Raw genomic sequence first — 21094 nt, forward strand, 5'->3', positions numbered from 1 at the left:
CACAACGCCGCACAGGAAGGAAAGACCGCCCATGGCCGCATTGCAATGGTCCGAGGAACTCGCACTGGATCTGCCGCAGATGGACCACACGCACCAGGAATTCGTGGCACTGCTGCAGGCCGTGGAGAGCGCCGATGACGCGGCGCTTATCGGTGCCTGGGAAGACCTGGTGGCGCACACCGACGCCCACTTCGCCCAGGAGGACCGCTGGATGCAGGCCACCCGCTTTGCCGCGGGCAACTGCCACAGCACGCAGCACCAAGTGGTGCTCAAGATCATGCGCGAGGGCACCGACCGCGCGCGCCAGGGCGAGCTGCATGTCCTGCGCGAGATGGCTGCAGAGCTGGCCGTATGGTTTCCCCAGCATACGGACGCCATGGACGCGTCCCTCGCCCAGCACCTGCGCCGCGTGGGCTTCGATCCCGCCACGGGCAGCGTGCAGACGCCGGGCGCGCTGCCCGACGATCTGATCCATGGCTGCGGTGGGGCCTGCTCTTCGGGTGATGACACATCCGCCCAGCCCGCCGCCGCGGCTTGAACGATCGGCCAGCTCAGCAGAACTGCAAAACTGGGGCGGTGCGGCGCCGCGCCGAGTGCGTGTGGCGCTTGGCGACAGGTTGTGCCGGAGTGGCGCGGCGTGGTGTCCGGCGCCCGCCACGGTTGCTGTCGCGTCGCCCTGCTAAGCTTGCTGCGTTTTCACGGCCAGCCGGAGCCCCCATGACGCCGCATGAACCACCCGAAAGCGCGCTCTATCGCACCCTGCTCGAATCCACGCGCGCCATTCCGTGGAAGATCGACTGGGCCACGGCGACCTTTGCCTACATCGGGCCGCAGATCGAGGACCTGCTGGGCTGGGCGCCCACCAGCTGGCGCACCGTGCAGGATTGGGCCGACCGCATGCACCCCGACGACCGGGACCGGGTGGTCAACTTCTGCATTTCGCAATCCCAGTCGGGCGTGGACCACGAGGCGGACTACCGCGCGCTCACCACAGGCGGGGATTACGTGTGGATCCGCGACGTGGTGCATGTGGTGCGCGACTTGCAGGGCAATGTGGTGTCGCTCGTGGGCTTCATGTTCGACATCACCGAGCGCAAGCAGAACGAACACCAGTTGCTGCAACTGCAGCAGGAGCTGCAGGAGTTGTCATTCCGCGACGGGCTCACGGGCGTGAACAACCGCCGCAAGTTCGACGCGGTGTACGAGCGCGAATGGCAGGAGGCGCAGCGCACCGGCGAGCCGCTGTCGCTGCTGATGTTCGACGTGGATTTCTTCAAGAGCTACAACGACCAGTACGGCCACGTGGAGGGCGACGAGTGCCTGCGGCGCGTGGCCCGCGCGCTGCAGCAGGCCGCCCACCGCCCGCGCGACTGCCTGGCGCGCTACGGCGGCGAGGAGTTCGTGCTGCTGCTGCCCGGCGCGGATGCATCTTCCGCGCGCGCGGTGGCGCAGCGCTGCATGCAGGAGGTGGCCCACGCCGGTATCGTCCATGCGGCTTCGCCCCTGGGCCAGCAGCTCACGGTGAGCGTGGGCATGGGCACGGCCCTGCCCGGCACGCAGGATGACTCCAAGCGGTTCCTGGAAACGGTGGACCGCTGCCTTTACCGTGCCAAGCACGCGGGGCGCAACCGCATCGAGGCCACGGCCTGACCGCTATGAACGCGCGGCCAGCACCGGGAACAGCTTGCTCAGCCCGTCGGCCATCACCTCTACGGCCAGCGCCGCGAGGATCAGCCCCATGAGCCGCGTCATCACGTTGATGCCCGTCTTGCCGAGCACGCGCTCGATGGGCTCGGCCAGTGCAAAGCACAGCGCCGTGGCCGCGCCCACCACCACGCCGTAGCCCACCAGCGCCAGGTGCTGCCAGATGCTCTGCGCGCGGTCGGCGTAGATCACCACGGTGGACATGGCCGCCGGCCCCGTGAGCAGCGGGATGGTCAGCGGCACCACGGCGATGCTGCTGCCCGCGGCCGCCTTCTCAGCGCCCTGCTCCAGCTCGTGGGTGTGCGGCTTGGCCTCGGCCGGCTGCGCATTGAGCATGTTCATGGCGCTGATCAGCAGCAGCATGCCCCCGCCCACCTGGAAGCTCTGCAGCGAGATGTTGAAGAAGTCCAGGATCTGCAGGCCGACGAGCGCGCAGGCCGCGATCACGCAAAACGCGCTGAACGCCGCCACCTGGACGGTGCGCCGGCGCTGCGCGGCGTTGAAACCGCTGGTGTAGTGGATGAAGAACGGCACGATGGCCAATGGATTCACGATGGCCAGCAGCGTGATGAGCGGCTTCAAGTCCATCAGCGGCCCCCGGCAATGTCCATGAGCGTGGCCGAGGTGTAGCTGGCCGCGTCCGACATCAGCCACACGATGGCCTCGGCCACTTCCTCGGGCGTGCCGCCGCGCCCCATGGGCACCTGGCCTGCCAGGTCGCGCACGCGGTGGGGCAGGCCGCCGCTGGCGTGGATATCGGTGTCGATCAGGCCGGGGCGCACGGCATTCACGCGGATGCCCTCGCCGCCCACCTCGTGCGCCAGGCCTATGGTGAGCGTGTCCAGCGCGCCCTTGGACGCCGCATAGTCCACGTATTGATGGGGCGCACCCAGCCGGGCCGCGATGCTGGACACGTTGACGATGCTGCCGCCGGCGCCGCCATGGCGCGTGCTCATGCGCAGCACCGCCTCGCGCACGCAGTAGAAGGCGCCCAGCACGTTGATGCTGAACATGCGCCGCAGGCGCTCGCCGTGCATCTCGTCCACGCGGGCAGGGCGGTCCACCACGCCCGCGTTGTTCACCAGTGCCGTGAGGCGCCCCAGGCGGTGGTCCACGGTCTCGAACAGAGTCACCACGTCGGCCTCCACCGCCACATCGGCCTGCACCGCGATGGCGCGCCCGCCCGCGGCCTCGATCTGGCGCACCACGCCGTTCGCGGCTTCGGCGTGGCGCAGGTAGTTGATGGCCACGGCCCAGCCGCGCTGCGCGGCCAGTACGGCGGCGGCAGCGCCGATGCCCCGGCTGCCGCCGGTGATCAGAACAATCTTGTCCATGTACGGGTGACTCCTGCAAGAATGGCGCATTGGAACAGGTTTGCGGCGCTGACGCGTATCGTCCACGCGCCTGCATTCCCTTCGCTCAACGCCTCGGGAGACACGACATGGGACAGTGGGTGGACCTTACTGCCAGCGACGGATTCACGGCCCCCGCCTGGGTGGCGCGCACCGACGGCGCGCCGCGCGGCGCGGTGGTGGTGCTGCAGGAGATCTTCGGCGTCAACGCCCACATCCGCGCCGTGACCGACCGGCTGGCCATGCGCGGCTACCTGGCGGTGGCGCCGTCCACCTTCGCGCGGGTGCAAAAGGGCGTGGACCTGGGCTACAGCGATGCCGACATGAAGGCCGGCCGGGCACTCAAGGCCGCCGTGGAGGGGTTGCCCGCGCCGGGCGTGATGCCCGACATCCAGGCCGCCATCGACTATGCCGCGCGGCACAGCGACTGCAAGGTCGGCGTGGTGGGCTTTTGCTGGGGCGGGCTGCTCACCTGGCGCGCGGCCTGCATGCTGCAGGGGCTGTCCGCGGCCGTGCCCTACTACGGCGGCGGCATGACCACGCCCGCCGAGGTGGCGCGCCAGCCGCGCGTGCCGGTGCTGGCGCACTTTGGCGAGCGCGACCAGTGGATCCCGCTGGACAGCGTGCAGGCCTTTGCGCGCGCGCACCCCGAGGCGCAGGTGCACGTGTACGCGGCGGACCACGGCTTCAACTGTGACCAGCGCGCCAGCTACGACGAGGCCGCCGCCATGACCGCGCGCGACCGCACGCTCGCCTTCCTGGCACGGCACGTCGGCTGAAATTTATAGAGAAAATCACTGCTAGCGCCCACCTGGTAAGCGCTAGCAGCTAGATTATTGATAGCGTTTTCGCATCGATATCGCCGCTCAATGCGCACCGGCCGCGGCGTCGGCGCTGCCGCTGGCAGCGCGCGTGGGGTGGGCCAGCCACACCAGCGGGATCAGCAGCAGGAACAGCAGGGCCGAGGCATAGAAGATGTCGTTGGCCGCGAGCATGAAGGCCTGCTGGTTCACCAGCCGCTCCACCTGGGCCAGTGCCTGCTCGGGCGTGAGACCCCCAGCCTGCAGGCCCTGCAGCGCCTGCGTGAAGGGCAGGTGGCCCTGGTGCAGGCCTTCGGTCAGCTGGGCATGGTGCAGGCTGGCGCGCCGCTCCCACAGCGTGGTGGTGACGGACGTACCCACCGCGCCGGCCGTGATGCGCATGAAGTTCGACAGCCCCGAGGCCGCCGGGATGCGGTCGGGCGCAATGCCCGACAGCGTGATCGTGACCAGCGGGATGAAGAAGAACGCCATCGCCACGCCCTGGATGATGGTGGGCACCATGATGGTGGCGAGGTCTGCCTGGGTGTTGAAATTGGAGCGCATCCACAGCACCAGCGCAAACACCAGGAAGGCCAGCGTGGCAAAGCGGCGCGGGTCCACCTTGGCGATGTTCTTGCCCACCAGGGGCGACAGCACCATGGCCAGCAGCCCCACGGGCGCCATCACCTCGCCGGCCTGCGTGGCGGTGTAGCCCATGTACTGCTGCAGCCACAGCGGCAGCAGCACCACGTTGCCGAAGAACAGCCCGTAGCCCACGGAGGTGGCCAGCGCACCGGCCCAGAAATTGCGGATGCGAAACAGCGCCAGGTCCACCACGGGGTGGTCCTCGCCACGCTCCCAGACCACGAACGCCACCAGGCCCACGAGCGCGACCAGGCCGCAGGCCACCACCCAGGGCGACTCGAACCAGTCGTGCTCCTTGCCGATGTCCAGCATGACCTGCATGGCACCCACCCAGATCACGAGCAGCGCGAGGCCGATGGAGTCGATGGGCAGCGCGCGCCGCTCGGTCTCGCGCTGGTGGAAGATGCCCCAGGTGACCACCACGGCGGCGATTCCCACGGGCACGTTGATGTAGAAGATCCACGGCCAGGTCATGTTGTCGGTGATCCAACCGCCCAGCAGCGGCCCCATGACCGGCGCGATCAGCGTGGTCATGGACCACATGGCCATGGCCAGCCCCGCCAGCGCGCGCGGGTAGCTGGACAGCAGCAGCGACTGCGACAACGGGATCATCGGCCCCGCCACGAAGCCCTGCAGCGCGCGCGCGGCGATGAGCAGCGTCATGTTGGGCGCCAGGCCGCACAGCAGCGACGCGATCACGAACAGCGCCACGCTCGCCACGAACAGGCGCACCTGCCCGAAGCGCTGCGACAGCCAACCCGTGAGCGGCACCGCGATGGCGTTGGCCACGGCAAAGCTGGTGATCACCCAGGTGCCCTGGGTAGGGCTCACGCCCAGGTCGCCCGCGATGGCGGGCAGGGACACGTTGGCGATCGACGTGTCCAGCACGTTCATGAAGGTGGCCGCCGACAGGGCCAGCGTGCCCCACAGCCGGGCGCTGCCCGTGAGGGGTGGTGGCGGCAGCGGCGGTGTGTGTGCGGGTGCGGTCATGCGCGTCGGTTCAGAGCGTGCCCAGGTTGGCGCGGATGATGCGCGCCACGTCGGCATCGGCGCCCTTGTCCAGCGCGTCGTACACGGCCGTACTGGCCACCGCTTCCTTGCGCGGCGCATCGGCCAGCGCCGGGCCGCTGCGGTCCTGCGTGTCCACGCTCACGTTCATCGACAGGCCCACGCGCAGCGGGTGCTCGGCCAGCTGCCCGGCATCCAGCGCGATGCGCACGGGCACCCGCTGCACCACCTTGATCCAGTTGCCGGTGGCGTTCTGCGCCGGCAGCAGCGCGAAGGCAGCGCCCGTGCCCACGCCCAGCCCGGCCACGGTGCCGGTGTATTCCACTTTCTTGCCGTACAGGTCGGCGACGAGCGTGGCGCGCTGGCCCAGGCGCAGGTTGCGCAGCTGGTTCTCCTTGAAATTGGCGTCCACCCAGACCTCGCGCAGCGGCACGATGGTCATCAGCGGCGTGCCCGCGGCCACGCGCTGGCCCAGCTGTACCGTGCGCCGCGCAACGTAGCCGTCCACGGGTGCGGGCAGGGCGGTGCGGCGATCGGCCAGGTAGGCCTCGCGCACCTTGGCGGCTGCGGCCTGCACGCTGGGGTGCTGCGCCACGGCCACGCCCTGGGTGAGCGACTGATTGCTGGCGAGCTGCTCGCGCGCGGCGGCCACGCCCGCCTGCGCAGCGGCCAACTGCGTGCGCGCGGTCTGCAGCTGGCTCTGCGCGTGGCGCAGTTCCTCCTGCGAGACGGCGCCCTCGCCGGTCAGGGCCTGGCGGCGGCGCAGGTCGTCCTCGGCGCGCGCGATCTCGGCCTGGGCGCGTGCGGCCTCGGCCTCGCGCAGGCGCACCTGTGCGGCCAGGGCGCTGTTGTTGGCGTACAGCGTGCGTGTCTGCCGCACGGCCTGCGCCAGGTTGGCCTCGGCCTGCTGCAGCGCCACGCGCGCGTCGGCTGGGTCCAACTGCACCAGCGCAGCGCCAGCGCGCACGAAGTCGGTGTCGTCGGCCAGGATGGACATCACCGTGCCGCCGGTCTGCGGCGTGATCTGGATGACGTTGCCCTGCACGTAGGCGTTGTCGGTGTGCTCATAGTGGCTGGCGACCAGCCAGTCGTACAGGCCCCAGGCGCAGCCGGCGAGCACGACGACGCCAGCCAGGGTGAACAGCGCCTTGCGGCGGGCCGCCTTCGACGCGGTGGAAGGGGTGGAGGGAGTTGCGGTCATGGTGGACAAGGGCAAAAAAGGGGGAATGGGGGCGAATTCAGCGGGCGGCTGCCACCGTGGGGGCAGCTTGCGGGGCTTGCGCCGTGGGCGGCGGCGTGGCTGCATAGCCGCCGCCCAGGGCGCGCATCACGCCCACCTGGTTGTCCAGCCGCCGCGCGGCCAGGTCCACGGCCAGGCGGCGCTGGGCCAGCACCTGGCTTTCGGCCGACAGCACTTGCAGGTAAGTGCCCAGGCCGGCCTCATAGCGGCGCCGCGCAATGCCATAGGCGGCTTGCGCGGATTCGCCGGCCTGGCGCTGCTCCGCGATCTGCCGTGCGATCGAGCTGCTGCTGGCCAGCTGGTCGGCCGCGTCGCGCACCGCTTCCAGCAGGGCGGCGTTGTAGCTTTCGACGGCGGCGTCCCGGTCGGCCGCCTTGCCGCGCAGGTTGGCGCGCAGGCGGCCGGCATCGAAGATCGGCAGTCGCAGCGCCGGGCCCACGCCCCATTCACGGCTGCCGGCCTCGATGAAACGGTCCAGCCCCACGCTGGCCAGGCCCACGAAGGCGGTCAGGCTCACGTTGGGATAAAACTGCGCCCGCGCCACGCCCATGTCCTGGGTGGCGGCTTCCACGCGCCAGCGCGCGGCCGCCACGTCGGGGCGGCGGCCCAGCAGGTCGGCGGGCACGGCGGCGGGGGTTTCTGAAAAATGGATAGCTGTCAGCGCTTGTGGGGTCAGCGTCTGGGCCGTCTGGGGGTCTGCAATCAGCGCGCCCAGCGCGTTGCGTGCCAGGGCTTCCTGCTCGCGCAACGCCTCGATCTGCTGGCGCGCTTCGGGCAGGGCGCCTTCGCTTTGGCGCAGCTCCAGCTGGGTGTCCAGCCCGGCCTGCACGCGCCGCTGCACCAGTTGCAGCATTTCGGTGCGCTGCTGCAGCGTGCGCTCGGCCACGGCGCGCTGGGCCTGCAAGCGTGCCAGCTGAAAGTAGCCCTGCGCCACGCGGCTCGCGAGCAGCAGGCGCGCGGCCTCGGCGTCGGCGCGCGCGGCCTGGGCCTCGCCCAGTGCGGCGGCGAGGGCGGCACGGTGTTTGCCGAAGAAGTCCAGCTCCCAGCTGCCCGACAGGCGGGCGGTTTCCACGCTACGAACGGCGCCGGCCTGGCCGGGGGGGTAGGGTCCGTTGGCGCTGTAGCGCTGGCGCGTGGCGTCCAGGCTGCCGTTGACCTGCGGGCTCTGGGCCGCGCGGGCGGTGTCGGCAAAGGCCTCGGCGCGCGCGATGCGGGCGGCGGCCTGCTGCAGCCCGGGGTTGCCTTGCAGGGCCTGGGTGATGAGCGCATCCAGCTGCGCATCGCCAAAGCTGCGCCACCAGTCGGCGGAGACCGCAGTCTGCGGCTGCACAGCAGCATCTGCGCTGGATGAGGGCGCAGCGGCCAGGCCCAGGGAGGCAGGGTCGCGCATCCGGGCGTGGGAGTCGATACCCGCCATGTCGGCGCAGCCCGACAGCAGAGGCAGGGCCAGCAGCGCGACGGCCAGCGTGGCGCCATACAGCAGCGCACTGCCGCGGGGCGCGGTCGCAGGAATAAGCGCCGGGGCGCTGGAGGGTGAGAGGTGGTTTTTCATGTTGTGGTCTCTCGGCAAAGGGCAAACGGGGCGGGCTGCAAGGCCCAGGCGCTGGTGCCTATGGCCCGCCTTCTGGAGGGCGTACGTTGGTGTAGATGCGTTTCAGGAAGTCGCGCAAATGCGCCTCTTCCTCGGCGGAGAAACCCTGCAGCAGTTGGTCCTGCACCTCGCCCAGGAGGGCAGGCAGCTGGGCGGCGACGGCCTGGCCCTCCGAAGTGAGCGCGACATGCACCACGCGGCGGTCTTCCTGCGATCGCTCGCGCTGGCACAGGCCCTTGGCCTCCAGCCGGTCCAGCAGGCGCGTGAGGCCGCCCGCGTCCAGGTGGCACATGCGCGCCAGGGCCGCGGCGGTGCCGGGCGGGTCCAGCAGCAGGCGCAGCAGGGGTTTCCACTGCGCGTCGGTCAGGCCCAGGGGCTCCATGCGACGCTCCACCTCATACCCCAGCAGGGTGGTGATGCGCCGCATCTGAAAGCCGATGCTGCGCTCGATCTCGAACGGCACCGGCAACTCCGGGTCGGACAGCGGGCAGGCGGCATCCGCCGACAGGGGGGGCGGAATGGAAGGTGAATTCATGCCGTGACAATAGTTGACTGATCAATTATTGTCAAAGCAGTAAAACAAAACCCTGCTGGAAGCCGGGGCGGCGTGGCCGTGCGGCCGCGCGTGCGGGAAGGGGTCAGCCCTGGCCGGTGCGCGCCAGGTAGCGCTTGCGCCAGAAGAACAGCGTGAGGCCGACGGCCGTGGCGGTCATGCTGCCCATGGCCCACCAGAAGCCGTCCTGCTTGTGCACCAAGGGGATGAACTCGAAGTTCATGCCGAAGATGCCGGCGATCAGGTTCAGCGGCAGGAACACGGCGGTGAGCGCCGTGAGCGTGCGCATGATGTCGTTGGTGCGGTTGCTCTGCGCCGAGAAGTGCATCTGCACCGTGGCCTCGGTGCTTTGCTCCAGCCGGCGCACGTGATGCACCACGCGCTCGATGTGCTCCAGCACGTCGCGGCTGCGCACCTTGAGCAGGTCCAGTTCGCGCAGGGCCGCCGGCGTGTCCGACGAGGGGGCCCAGGTCTCCAGCACCGCGCACCAGGCCTGCACGGCGGCACGCTGGTCTTCGCAGATCTCGTCGAGCTGGTGCAGCGTCAGGCGCGCGTCCATCAGGGCGCGCCAGTTGTTGAAGCGTGTGCGCGGCTGCAGCAGCTCGGCCTGCCAGTGGTCGAGCTGGCGCGACAGCTCGCGGCGCAGGTCCAGGTAGTTGTCCACGATCTGGTTGACCATGCGCAGCATCAGGTCGGCCGGGCTGGCGGGCAGGCGCGTGCCGGCCACAGGGCCGGTGCGCAGTTCGCGCACCACGGCTTCGGCGGGCGTGGTGGGCAGCGCGTTGCCGTTGGGCGCCTCGGGCGGGGGCGTCGTCGTCGGAGCCGGCGGGGTGATCAGGCGCGCCGCGTAGGCATCGCGCACGGAGCAGTCGGCCGGGTGCACCGACAGCAGCACCTGGTCGAACACCGCGAAGCCCACGGGGCTGGTGTCGATGCGCCGCAGTACGGGCGGGCCGCCGCGCGCCGCCGCCGGCATGAGCGGGGCGGCCGCGGGGGCGAGCGATGCGCTCAGGCGGCGCACCACCAGCATGTCGTACTGCGAGGTGTAGTCGTAATGCGAGGGCAGCTGGGCGTTGAGCAGGTCGGACACGTGCAGGTCCACCAGCTGCTGGCCCGTCAGCGCCTGCAGCACGCCCTGCAGGCGCGGCAGTTCGGTGCTGAACGCCGCACGTGTGCAGGCGATCCAGTGAAACCCCCGCGCGGGCGGCTGGGTGGGCAGCTCGGGCAGTTCCCGCGCTTGGGCGCCGGGCTGCAGGTGGAAGATGCGGATCGCCTGCGGGGTTGTGGTCAAATCGGCCTCCAGCGCTTATGGATCAAGCGCAAGCAGCTATTGTTTTAATAGCAAACGCGCGGCATCCAGCGCGAAGTAGGTCAGCACGCCGTCGGCACCCGCGCGCTTGAAGGCCAGCAGCGACTCCATCATCACCTTGTCGTGGTCCAGCCAGCCGTTGGCGGCGGCGGCCTTGAGCATGGCGTACTCGCCGCTGACCTGGTAGGCGAAGGTGGGCACCTTGAACTCGTCCTTCACGCGGCGCACCACGTCCAGGTAGGGCATGCCGGGCTTGACCATGACCATGTCGGCGCCCTCGGCCAGGTCCAGCGCCACCTCGCGCAGGGCCTCGTCGGTGTTGGCCGGGTCCATCTGGTAGACGTTCTTGTTGCTGCGCCCCAGGTTGGCGGCCGAGCCCACCGCGTCGCGGAACGGGCCGTAGAAGGCGCTGGCGTACTTGGCGCTGTAGGCCATGATGCGGGTGTAGATCTGGCCGTGGGCCTCCAGCGCCTCGCGGATGGCGCCGATGCGCCCGTCCATCATGTCGCTGGGCGCGACCATGTCCACGCCGGCCTGGGCATGGGTCAGGGCCTGGCCTACCAGCAGTTCCACGGTCTCGTCGTTCAGGATGTAGCCGGTGTCGTCCAGCAGGCCGTCCTGGCCGTGGCTGGTGTAGGGGTCCAGCGCCACGTCGGTCATCACGCCGAGGTCGGGGAACTCGGCCTTGAGCTTGCGTACCACGCGCGGGATCAGGCCGTCGGGGTTGAGCGCCTCCTTGCCGTCGGGCGTCTTGAGCGCCGCATCGATCGACGGAAACAGCGCGAGCACCGGGATGCCAAGCTTCACGCACTCTTCAGCCACGGGCAACAGCAGGTCCAGGCTCAGGCGCTCCACTCCGGGCATGGACGCCACGGGTACGCGCAGGTTGGAGCCCTCGTGCACGAACACCGGGTAGATGAAGTCGTGCGGCGTGAGCATGGTCTCACGCACCAGGTTGCGGGTGAATGCATCGCGGCGCAGGCGGCGCGGGCGATTGGCGGGAAAGGGGGTGGGGCTGGACAGATGCATGGCGTCGATTGTCCTTCACTCCCATGCCGGGCTCCACCCCTGCGCCCGCCCATCCTTGCGCGGGCCTGCCCGTGGCCGCTGGTGGTAGCCTGTGCCACTTGCCATCTCGCCAGGAGTGCGCCATCACCACCGCAGCACAGGAGCACCGCTGGAACCAGCGGCACATGCAAACCGCAGTGACGCGTCCCTATTGGCGCGTGTGGACCTACGAAACGCCCGCCGTGGTGCTGGGCTGCTCGCAGCGAGCCTATCTGGACAGCGCCCGCGCGCGCCTGGCGCCCGGCATGGAGCTGTTGCAGCGCCCCTCGGGCGGCGGTGCGGTGCTGTGCGGCCCGTGGATGGTGAGTTGTTCGGTGGTGCTGCCGCCATCGCACCCTTGGGTGCAGGGCCGCCTGCCCGACAGCTACCAGGGGCTGGGCCAATTGCATGCGCAGGTACTGGCTCCGTGGGGTGTGGCGGCGCGGGCGCTGCCGCCCGATCAGGTTGCCGCTGCCAACGCCCGCGGCGGGCCGGTGGTGCCCTGGGCCTGCTACGGCAGCCTTGCACCGTGGGAAGTGGTGGATGCGGCCGGCCGCAAGCTGGTCGGCCTGGCCCAGCGGCGCCAGCGCGCCGGCGTGCTGCTGGTGGCGGGCACCCTGGTCACGCCCCCGGACTGGGCGCTGCTGTGCCAGGCGCTGGACCAGCAGGGCGACGAAGCTGCACTGCGCGCACGCACCGTTTCGTGCGCCGAACTCATTGCCCGTGCGCCGGATGCGCAGCAGATGGCCAGCGCCTTGCGCGTGGCGCTGACACAGACGCTGGGTGAAGAAGCGGGCGACGGCGCGGGCGAGGCGGCGGACGACTCCGCGCGCTAGGCAACGGCGCCGAACCGTCCCTAGCGGACGCTCCATCTTGCGTACCCTGGCGGTGGGTGCTAGATTGGCCCTGGGCGGCCCCTCCGCCCCCCGCTTCACCTCCCTGAGCGGGCCCCGCTGCCTGCGACGCGGCGGGGTTTTCCGCCCGGATTTCCGGGCATTTTTTTGCCTCATGGCGGTTCCGTGTCCCGACCGGGTAATGCAGCACCGGCACCGCCACGTACACTGCGCCGATGCTCTGGGTCAAAGCCTTTCACATCGTTTTCGTCGCCAGCTGGTTTGCTGGCCTGTTTTACCTGCCGCGCATCTTCGTCAACCTGGCCATGGTGGCGCCCGGGTCGGTGGCCGAGCGGGAGCGCCTGCTGCTCATGGCGCGCAAGCTGCTGCGCTTCACCACGCTGCTGTCGGTCCCCGCCATCGCGCTGGGCCTGTGGCTGTGGCTGGGCTACGGCATCGGTAAGGGGCCGGGCAACGGCTGGCTGCACGCCAAACTGGCCGTGGTGCTGCTGGTGGTGGGCTACCACCACGCCTGCGCCGTACTGCTGCGCAGGCTGGCTTCCAACGCGGACCAGCACAGCCACCGCTGGTTCCGCTGGTTCAACGAGGTGCCGGTGCTGCTGCTGCTGGTCGCCGTGGTGTTGGTGGTCGTCAAGCCGTTCTGAGATGCAGCGGCTGCAGCGTTGCCCGGCTTCGTTCCCTCGCAATGGGGGCGGCGCGTGGCGGGCGGCAGCGGCCACGGCGCGAGGTGATTGAGAGGGCATGCACAAGACGTCCGCCTGGCCTCTGGCGCTCATCTACGCGGCGCTGATCGTCTTCGCCAGCCTGTTCCCGTTCGACGGGTGGCGCGAGCAGGGAATCTCGCCCTGGGTGTTCTTCTCGGCGCGCATCCCGCCGCCGTACTGGACCTGGTTCGACGTCAACATGAACATCGCGGGCTATGCCCCGCTGGGGTTCCTGCTGGCCTTGGCGGGCCTGCGTTCTGGCTGGCCGCGCGCGGCCGTGCCGTTGGCGGCACTGGCGGGTGCGCTGCTGTCGCTGAGCATGGAATACCTGCAGATCTTCCTGCCGCGGCGGGTGCCGTCCAACATGGACTTCGCGCTCAACGCGACCGGTGCGCTGCTGGGAGCGTTGGTGGCCGCGCTGCTGGAGCGCTTCGGGGCCATTGCGCGCTGGAGCCGCTTTCGCGAGCGCTGGTTCGTTCCGCATGCGCGCGGCGCGCTGGTGCTGTTGGCGCTGTGGCCCTGGGCCCTGCTGTTCCCGGCGGCGCTGCCCTTTGGCCTGGGGCAGATGTGGGAGCGGCTGGAGGCCGCGCTCATTGAGGCGCTGCAGGACACGCCGTTTCTGCAGTGGCTGCCCGTGCGCGAGGCGCCGCTGGAGCCCCTGTCGCCGGGCGCCGAGCTCATGGCCGTCGCGCTGGGGCTGCTGATCCCCTGCCTGCTGGGCTACTGCGTCATGCGCCATGCGGGGCGCCGCATGGCCTTTGCACTGGCGACGGCCGCCGTGGGCGTGGGCGTGACGGCGCTATCGTCGCTGCTGAGCTACGGGCCCACGCACGCTTGGGAGTGGCTCACGCTGCCGGCCCGCATGGGCGTGCTTGTTGCCCTGGGGGCGGCCCTGGCGATGGCGGCCGTGCCGCGGCGCGGCTGCGCGGCGTTGCTGCTGCTGGCGCTGATGCTGCACCTGAACCTGCTCAACCAGGCGCCCACCAGCGCCTACTTCGCACAGACGCTGCAGGCCTGGGAGCAGGGGCGCTTCATCCGCTTCTACGGCCTGGGGCAGTGGCTGGGCTGGCTCTGGCCCTATGGGGCACTCGTCTATGTGGTATTGCGGGTGTCGCGCCGCGATGGCGACTCCTAGAATCGTGCCATGAGCGACACCACCCCCCAGTACTACCAGCGCCACATCTTCTTTTGCCTGAACGAGCGCACGAACGGCGAGAACTGCTGCGCCCACCATGGCGCCCAGCAGGCGTTTGACCGCTGCAAGATGCTGGTCAAGCAGCAAGGCCTGATGGGCCCCGGCAAGGTGCGCGTGAACAAGGCGGGCTGCCTGGACCGCTGCGCCGGCGGCCCCATCGCCGTGGTCTATCCCGAAGGGACTTGGTACACCTACGTGGATGAGAGCGACATCGACGAGATCGTGGAGTCGCACCTCAAGAACGGCGTGGTGGTCGAGCGCTTGCTCACGCCGCCGGAACTTGGCCGCTGATTTGCGCTCACTATCCTCTTTGTAGTGTTTTGGGCTCCAGCGCTTTCCCATCCAGCGCGGGCAGCTCTTGATTGGATAGCAACGTGAATGCCCAGACCGAACGCCTGACCCTCGCGGGCGCCGCGGGCGCCATCGAGGCTGCGCGCGATGCCGCGGCCGACGGCGTACCGCCGCGCGGCGTGGCGGTGATCGCCCATCCCCACCCGCTCTTCGGCGGCACCATGGACAACAAGGTGGTCCAGACCCTGGCGCGGGCCTTCGTGGCCTGCGGCTGGACGGCCGTGCGTTTCAACTTCCGCGGCGTCGGCGGTACCGCTGGCGTGCATGACGAAGGGCGCGGTGAACTGGAGGATCTGCTGGCCGTCATCCGCCAGGTGGCGCCCGAGGGGCCTGGCGCCGTGCCGATTGCCCTCGCGGGTTTCTCCTTCGGCGCCTTCGTCACCAGCCACGCGCTGGCACGCCTGTGGCCCGAGCGCCCGGTGGAGCGCGCCGTGCTCGTGGGCACGGCGGCCAGCCGGTTCAACGTGGCCGACGTACCCGCCGAGGCCCATCTGCGCACCCTGGTCGTGCACGGCGAAGCCGATGACACCGTGCCCTTGTCCGCTGTGATGGATTGGGCGCGCCCGCAGACACTGCCGGTTACGGTTGTGCCTGGGGGCGGTCATTTCTTTCACGGACAATTGCCGCTGCTCAAGGGCCTGGTCATGCGCCACCTGCAATCCGCGCCCTGACGGCGCGGCACCATTTCTCTTGTCCCGGCCATGCGGTCGGGCCGTTTCTTCTCCCGTTTCCCGAGTGCCTGTTCCCACCATGAAGTCTCTTTTGTCCTCCCTGCGAACCTTTGCCTGCGCCGCCCTGATGGCCCCCGCCATCCTCTGGGCGCAGGTGCCCCAACCGCCGGAGATCGCCGCCCGCAATTACATGCTGGTGGACGTGACGGCCGGCCAGGTGCTGGCGACCAAGGACATCGACGCGCCGGTGGAGCAGGCTTCGCTGACCAAGCTCATGACGGGCTATCTGGTCTTTGACGCACTGCGCGCCAAGAAGATCACGCTGGAGCAGCGCCTGCCGGTGAGCGAGCGTGCTTGGAAGATGCCGGGTTCGCGCATGTTCATCGATCCCAAGATGCAGGTTCCGGTGGACGACCTGCTCAAGGGCATGATCGTGCAGTCGGGTAACGACGCCACCGTGGCCCTGGCCGAAGGTGTGGGCGGTACGGTGGAGAACTTCGTGCGCCTGATGAACGAGCAGGCCAAGGCGCTGGGCATGACGAACACTGCCTACAAGAACCCCGAGGGGTTGACGGAGCCCGGCCACACCACCACCGCGCGCGACCTGGCCACGCTGGCCACCCGGCTGATGCAGGACTTCCCCGAGTACATGCACTACTACTCGACCAAGCAGTACCGCTACGAGGGCACGCCCGCCTCCAACAGCAACAACCGCAACATGCTGCTGTTCCGCGATCCATCGGTGGACGGCCTGAAGACCGGCCATACCGCCGCCGCGGGCTATTGCCTGGTCGCCACGTCCAAGCGCGAGTTTCCTAATGTGGGGCAGCGCCGCCTGCTGTCCATCGTGCTGGGGGCCGCGAGTGAGAACGCCCGCGCCAACGAGAGCCAGAAGCTGCTGAACTGGGGCTACACGGCGTTCGATTCGGTGAAGCTGTTCGACGCTGGCCAGGCCGCCGCCACGCCCGCCGTGTGGAAGGGCACGCAGAGCACCCTCAAGATCGGCCGCCCCGAAGCCATCTTGATCACCGTGCCTTCGGGCAGCGCGGGCAAGGTCACGACCGAGATCGTGCGCAAGGACCCGCTGGTCGCACCCTTCACCAAGGGACAGGCCATCGGCACGCTGAAGGTGAAGTTGGGTGAGCAGCAGGTGGCCGAGGTGTCCCTGGTGGCGCTGGAGGATGTGGCACAGGCCGGCATCTTCGGCCGCGCCTGGGACGCCATTCGCCTCTGGATCAAGTAATCGCCACGCTTTGGAGGCGGCTCAGCCGGGGGTTCATCGTCCCCGGATTGCCTGTCCGCTTCCAAACTGGTACATTAGAAGGCTTTTCGGAATTTCCGAAGGGTTTCACGTTTTCGCTTTTTATAGCAATTCACGTTTAGGGACGTATTAATGCCAACCATTAACCAACTCGTGCGTCAGGGCCGCACGGTCGAAGTTGTCAAATCCAAAAGCCCTGCTATGGAAAACTGCCCCCAGCGCCGTGGCGTGTGCACCCGTGTGTACACCACGACGCCGAAGAAGCCTAACTCCGCTCTGCGTAAGGTCGCCAAGGTGCGCCTGACCAACGGTTTCGAGGTGATCTCCTACATCGGCGGTGAAGGCCACAACCTGCAAGAGCACAGCGTGGTGCTGGTGCGCGGCGGTCGTGTGAAGGACTTGCCCGGTGTGCGTTACCACATCGTGCGCGGTTCGCTTGACCTGCAAGGCGTCAAGGATCGCAAGCAGGCCCGCTCCAAGTACGGCGCGAAGAAGCCCAAGGCTAAGTAAGCCTTGGACCTTTCGGTCTGAGATTTTTCGGTGCTGTTCCCGCGTGGCGCGGTGACACAGCGTAGTGACCCTAAACGCAGGTGTTCTGCGCGGGTCGAGTAAGTGGGAGTCCTGAATGGCTCTCGCGGTGCCGGGAACGGTGCCAACTGAAGCAAAGATAGAGGTAAAAAATGCCACGTCGTCGCGAAGTCCCCAAACGTGAAATCCTGCCGGATCCCAAGTTCGGCAATGTCGAGCTGTCCAAATTCATGAACGTGATCATGGAAGGCGGCAAGAAAGCAGTTGCAGAGCGCATCATTTATGGCGCCCTGGATCTGATCTCCCAGAAGCAGCCTGAAAAGGATGCTCTGGAAGTGTTCGTCACGGCCATCAACAACGTGAAGCCGATGGTCGAAGTGAAGTCCCGCCGTGTGGGCGGTGCGAACTACCAGGTGCCCGTGGAAGTGCGTCCCGTGCGCCGTCTGGCCCTGTCGATGCGCTGGATCAAGGAAGCCGCCCGCAAGCGTGGCGAGAAGTCCATGGCCCAACGCCTGGCCAACGAGCTGATGGAAGCCACCGAAGGCCGTGGTGGCGCCATGAAGCGTCGTGACGAAGTGCACCGCATGGCCGAAGCCAACAAGGCCTTCAGCCACTTCCGCTTCTAAACCAGACGGAAGTCATCAAGGGTTCATCTCTGATCACGATAAAGGCCGCAGGCGTGCACAAGCGCGCTGCGGCCTTGTGTTGATGGAGGCCCTTAAGACAATAGTCGCGCGCAGCGTGCGGCTCCGAAACCCAAGCGATCAACCAAGGATTCATCATGGCTCGCAAAACACCCCTTGAGCGCTACCGCAATATCGGTATCTCCGCACACATCGACGCTGGCAAAACCACGACGTCCGAGCGTATCCTGTTCTACACGGGCGTGACCCACAAGCTGGGCGAAGTGCACGACGGCGCAGCCACCACCGACTGGATGGAGCAAGAGCAAGAGCGCGGCATCACGATCACCTCGTCCGCCGTGACCTGCTTCTGGAAGGGCATGGACCTGTCCCGCCCCGAGCACCGCATCAACATCATCGACACCCCCGGCCACGTGGACTTCACCATCGAGGTGGAGCGTTCCATGCGCGTGCTGGACGGCGCCGTTATGGTGTATTGCGCCGTGGGTGGCGTGCAGCCCCAGTCCGAGACTGTGTGGCGCCAAGCCAATAAGCACAAGGTGCCCCGCCTGGCCTTCGTGAACAAGATGGACCGTACCGGCGCCAACTTCTTCAAGGTCTATGACCAGATGAAGCTGCGCCTGAAGGCCAACCCTGTGCCCATCGTGGTGCCGATCGGTGCGGAAGACAACTTCCAGGGCGTGGTCGACCTGCTGAAGATGAAGGCCATCATCTGGGACGAGGCCTCGCAAGGCATGAAGTTCGAATACGGCGAGATCCCCGCCGAGCTCGTCGACACCTGCAAGAAGTGGCGCGAGAACATGGTGGAAGCCGCCGCCGAAGCCAGCGAAGAGCTGATGAACAAGTACCTGGAAGAGGGTGACCTGTCCGAGGCCGAGATCATCGGCGGCCTGCGCCAGCGCACCATCGCCACGGAAATCCAGCCCATGCTGTGCGGCTCCGCGTTCAAGAACAAGGGCGTGCAGCGCATGCTCGACGCCGTGCTGGATCTGCTGCCCTCGCCCGTGGACATCCCCGACGTGGCCGGCACCGATCCCGACGACGAAGAGAAGAAGCTGTCGCGCAAGGCCGACGACAACGAGAAATTCTCGGCCCTGGCATTCAAGCTGATGACTGACCCGTTCGTGGGCCAGCTGACTTTCGTGCGCGTGTACTCGGGCGTCCTGACCAAGGGTGACACCGTGTTCAACGCCGTGAAGGGCAAGAAGGAGCGTATCGGCCGTATCGTGCAGATGCACGCCAACGAACGCCAGGAAATCGAGGAAATTCGCGCTGGCGACATCGCTGCCTGCGTGGGCCTGAAGGACGTGACCACCGGCGACACGCTGTGCGATATCGAATCGCCCATCGTGCTGGAAAAAATGGTGTTCCCCGAGCCTGTGATCGCACAGGCCGTGGAGCCCAAGTCCAAGGCTGACCAGGAAAAGATGGGTATTGCCCTGTCGCGCCTGGCCTCCGAAGACCCGTCGTTCCGCGTGCGCACCGACGAAGAATCGGGCCAGACCATCATCGCCGGCATGGGCGAGCTGCACCTGGAAATCATCGTGGACCGCATGAAGCGCGAGTTCAACGTGGAAGCCAACGTGGGCAAGCCCCAGGTGGCCTACCGCGAAACCGTGCGCAAGACCGTCACCGATGTGGATGGCAAGTTCGTGCGCCAATCCGGTGGTAAGGGTCAGTACGGCCACGTGGTGTTCACGCTGGAGCCGCAAGAAGCCGGCAAGGGCTTCGAGTTCGTCGACGAAATCAAGGGCGGTGTGGTTCCTCGCGAATACATCCCTGCGGTGGAGAAGGGCGTGATCGAAGCGCTGACCTCCGGCGTGCTGGCGGGTTACCCCGTGGTGGACGTCAAGGTGCGCCTGACCTTCGGTTCGTACCACGACGTGGACTCGTCCGAGCAGGCGTTCAAGATGGCCGCCATCTTCGGCTTCAAGGAAGCGGCTCGCAAGGCCAACCCCGTCATCCTCGAGCCCATGATGGCCGTGGAAGTCGAGACGCCCGAGGACTACGCTGGCACCGTGATGGGTGACCTGTCCAGCCGTCGTGGCATGGTGCAGGGCATGGACGACATGGTCGGCGGCGGCAAGGCCATCAAGGCCGAAGTCCCGCTGTCCGAGATGTTCGGCTACGCCACGCAGCTGCGCTCCATGACGCAAGGTCGCGCGACGTACACGATGGAGTTCAAGCACTACGCCGAAGCACCGCGCAACGTGTCCGAAGCCATCGTTGCGGCTCGCGCCAAGTAAGCCGGGCATATAAGCAAAAAGAGCTGCTAACGCTTGTCCATCAAGCGCAGGCAGCTCCTATTTCTCTAGCAAGTTTCTTGCAATCTGCGATCCGGTGCCGTCCTGTTGCACTGTGCGGGCCGAACCAGCAACCGGATGCAGACGTTAAACCCTCACACAGGCATTGCTCTTTTGGAGTTCGAAAATGGCAAAAGGTAAGTTTGAACGTACCAAGCCCCACGTGAACGTGGGCACGATCGGTCACGTGGACCATGGCAAGACGACGCTGACGGCGGCCATCGCTACGGTGCTGTCCAAGAAGTTCGGCGGCGAAGCCAAGGGCTACGACCAGATCGACAACGCCCCTGAAGAAAAGGCGCGCGGCATCACGATCAACACCTCGCACGTGGAATACGAAACGGCCACCCGCCACTACGCCCACGTCGACTGCCCCGGCCACGCCGACTACGTCAAGAACATGATCACCGGCGCCGCTCAGATGGACGGCGCCATCCTGGTGTGCTCGGCCGCTGACGGCCCGATGCCCCAGACGCGCGAGCACATCCTGCTGGCCCGTCAGGTGGGCGTGCCCTACATCATCGTGTTCCTGAACAAGTGCGACATGGTCGACGACGAGGAACTGCTCGAGCTGGTCGAGATGGAAGTGCGTGAACTGCTGGACAAGTACGACTTCCCCGGCGACGACACCCCCATCATCCGCGGCTCCGCCAAGCTGGCCCTGGAAGGTGACCAGTCCGACAAGGGCGAACCCGCCATCCTGCGCCTGGCCGAAGCCCTGGACACCTACATCCCCACGCCTGAGCGCGCCGTAGACGGCGCCTTCCTGATGCCTGTGGAAGACGTGTTCTCCATCTCCGGCCGCGGCACCGTGGTGACCGGCCGCGTCGAGCGCGGCATCATCAAGGTCGGCGAAGAAATCGAAATCGTCGGTATCCGCGACACGCAAAAGACCACCGTCACCGGCGTGGAAATGTTCCGCAAGCTGCTGGACCAGGGTCAGGCTGGCGACAACGTGGGCCTGCTGCTGCGCGGCACCAAGCGCGAAGACGTCGAGCGCGGCCAAGTGCTGTGCAAGCCCGGCTCCATCAAGCCCCACACCCACTTCACGGCTGAGGTGTACGTGCTGAGCAAGGACGAAGGCGGCCGTCACACGCCCTTCTTCAACAACTACCGCCCCCAGTTCTACTTCCGCACCACCGACGTGACCGGCTCCATTGAGCTGCCGGCCGACAAGGAAATGGTGATGCCCGGCGACAACGTGTCGATCACTGTGAAGCTGATCAACCCCATCGCCATGGAAGAAGGCCTGCGCTTCGCTATCCGCGAAGGCGGCCGTACCGTGGGCGCCGGCGTCGTTGCCAAGATCATTGCGTAATCCAGCAAAGCACTGA

21 protein-coding genes are annotated in these 21094 nt (G+C 67.7%); 13 read left to right on the forward strand and 8 right to left on the reverse strand.

The features are described from left to right. The first annotated feature begins 31 nt into the window (after positions 1-31). Both QY917_RS15140 and QY917_RS15145 read left to right on the forward strand, forming a co-directional pair. The gene (locus tag QY917_RS15140) at positions 32-538 is read left to right on the forward strand and encodes a hemerythrin domain-containing protein (RefSeq protein ID WP_123675267.1); all 507 of its coding nucleotides are present in this window, start codon (positions 32-34) and stop codon (positions 536-538) included. Positions 539-717: 179 nt separating this feature from the next. Beyond that, a complete protein-coding gene (locus tag QY917_RS15145) occupies positions 718-1650 on the forward strand; it encodes a sensor domain-containing diguanylate cyclase (RefSeq protein ID WP_012655348.1) in 933 nt (310 codons plus the stop codon). A gap of 3 nt (positions 1651-1653) precedes the next feature. Here QY917_RS15145 and QY917_RS15150 read toward each other — a convergent pair whose 3' ends face one another. Next, positions 1654-2292, reverse strand: coding sequence for a MarC family protein (locus QY917_RS15150; protein WP_011803724.1), 639 nt, complete (start codon positions 2290-2292; stop codon positions 1654-1656). Next, positions 2292-3038: an SDR family oxidoreductase gene (locus QY917_RS15155; protein WP_088887843.1), complete on the reverse strand. Its 747-nt coding sequence runs from the start codon at positions 3036-3038 to the stop codon at positions 2292-2294. Before QY917_RS15155 ends, QY917_RS15150 begins: the two co-directional genes overlap by 1 nt. A 107-nt stretch (positions 3039-3145) precedes the next feature. Here QY917_RS15155 and QY917_RS15160 point away from each other — a divergent pair, with 107 nt between their 5' ends. Beyond that, a complete protein-coding gene (locus QY917_RS15160; protein ID WP_011803726.1) occupies positions 3146-3835 on the forward strand; it encodes a dienelactone hydrolase family protein in 690 nt (229 codons plus the stop codon). 87 nt (positions 3836-3922) lie between these two features. Here QY917_RS15160 and QY917_RS15165 read toward each other — a convergent pair whose 3' ends face one another. From QY917_RS15165 to hemB, 6 genes are all read right to left on the reverse strand, one after another. Then, complete coding sequence (locus QY917_RS15165) at positions 3923-5491, reverse strand: DHA2 family efflux MFS transporter permease subunit (protein WP_088887842.1); 1569 nt, start codon at positions 5489-5491, stop codon at positions 3923-3925. 10 nt (positions 5492-5501) lie between these two features. After that, the gene (locus tag QY917_RS15170) at positions 5502-6710 is read right to left on the reverse strand and encodes an efflux RND transporter periplasmic adaptor subunit (RefSeq protein ID WP_123675266.1); all 1209 of its coding nucleotides are present in this window, start codon (positions 6708-6710) and stop codon (positions 5502-5504) included. Between the two features lie 37 nt (positions 6711-6747). After that, complete coding sequence (locus QY917_RS15175) at positions 6748-8301, reverse strand: efflux transporter outer membrane subunit (RefSeq protein ID WP_123675265.1); 1554 nt, start codon at positions 8299-8301, stop codon at positions 6748-6750. A gap of 58 nt (positions 8302-8359) precedes the next feature. Continuing rightward, entirely contained in the window at positions 8360-8875 is a 516-nt protein-coding gene (locus tag QY917_RS15180; protein ID WP_123675264.1) for a MarR family winged helix-turn-helix transcriptional regulator, read from the reverse strand. Positions 8876-8978: 103 nt separating this feature from the next. Continuing rightward, positions 8979-10184 carry a magnesium transporter CorA family protein gene (locus QY917_RS15185; RefSeq protein ID WP_123675263.1) on the reverse strand — a complete coding sequence of 402 codons (1206 nt, stop codon included), beginning with the start codon at positions 10182-10184 and terminating at the stop codon, positions 8979-8981. A 36-nt stretch (positions 10185-10220) separates the two neighbouring features. Continuing rightward, entirely contained in the window at positions 10221-11231 is a 1011-nt protein-coding gene (gene hemB / locus QY917_RS15190; RefSeq protein WP_123675262.1) for a porphobilinogen synthase, read from the reverse strand. 23 nt (positions 11232-11254) lie between these two features. Between hemB and QY917_RS15195 the strand changes: the two genes are divergently transcribed. The 10 genes from QY917_RS15195 to tuf all read left to right on the forward strand — a co-directional run bounded on the left by QY917_RS15195 (position 11255) and on the right by tuf (position 21078). Continuing rightward, positions 11255-12085, forward strand: a complete 831-nt coding sequence (locus QY917_RS15195; protein WP_302077788.1) for a ligase — start codon at positions 11255-11257, stop codon at positions 12083-12085. 233 nt (positions 12086-12318) lie between these two features. Further along, entirely contained in the window at positions 12319-12747 is a 429-nt protein-coding gene (locus tag QY917_RS15200) for a CopD family protein (RefSeq protein WP_011803734.1), read from the forward strand. Between the two features lie 97 nt (positions 12748-12844). After that, the gene (locus QY917_RS15205) at positions 12845-13942 is read left to right on the forward strand and encodes a VanZ family protein (protein WP_123675261.1); all 1098 of its coding nucleotides are present in this window, start codon (positions 12845-12847) and stop codon (positions 13940-13942) included. Positions 13943-13951: 9 nt separating this feature from the next. After that, entirely contained in the window at positions 13952-14293 is a 342-nt protein-coding gene (locus QY917_RS15210) for a ferredoxin (protein WP_011803736.1), read from the forward strand. Positions 14294-14376: 83 nt separating this feature from the next. Further along, entirely contained in the window at positions 14377-15024 is a 648-nt protein-coding gene (locus QY917_RS15215; protein ID WP_123675564.1) for an alpha/beta hydrolase, read from the forward strand. Positions 15025-15103: 79 nt separating this feature from the next. Continuing rightward, positions 15104-16267, forward strand: coding sequence for a D-alanyl-D-alanine carboxypeptidase family protein (locus QY917_RS15220; RefSeq protein WP_123675260.1), 1164 nt, complete (start codon positions 15104-15106; stop codon positions 16265-16267). Between the two features lie 150 nt (positions 16268-16417). Next, on the forward strand, positions 16418-16795 hold the full coding sequence (rpsL, locus tag QY917_RS15225; RefSeq protein WP_003059441.1) for a 30S ribosomal protein S12: 378 nt from the start codon (positions 16418-16420) through the stop codon (positions 16793-16795). Positions 16796-16965: 170 nt separating this feature from the next. After that, positions 16966-17439, forward strand: coding sequence for a 30S ribosomal protein S7 (gene rpsG / locus QY917_RS15230; RefSeq protein ID WP_011803739.1), 474 nt, complete (start codon positions 16966-16968; stop codon positions 17437-17439). Between the two features lie 155 nt (positions 17440-17594). Continuing rightward, positions 17595-19703 (forward strand): elongation factor G, encoded by a 2109-nt coding sequence (gene fusA, locus QY917_RS15235; protein ID WP_088887835.1) that lies wholly within the window; start codon positions 17595-17597, stop codon positions 19701-19703. Positions 19704-19887: 184 nt separating this feature from the next. Beyond that, on the forward strand, positions 19888-21078 hold the full coding sequence (gene tuf / locus QY917_RS15240; protein ID WP_011806991.1) for an elongation factor Tu: 1191 nt from the start codon (positions 19888-19890) through the stop codon (positions 21076-21078). Positions 21079-21094 lie beyond the last annotated feature (16 nt).

This window comes from Diaphorobacter sp. C33 (assembly GCF_030503915.1).
Taxonomy (GTDB): Bacteria; Pseudomonadota; Gammaproteobacteria; order Burkholderiales; family Burkholderiaceae_C; genus Diaphorobacter; species Diaphorobacter nitroreducens.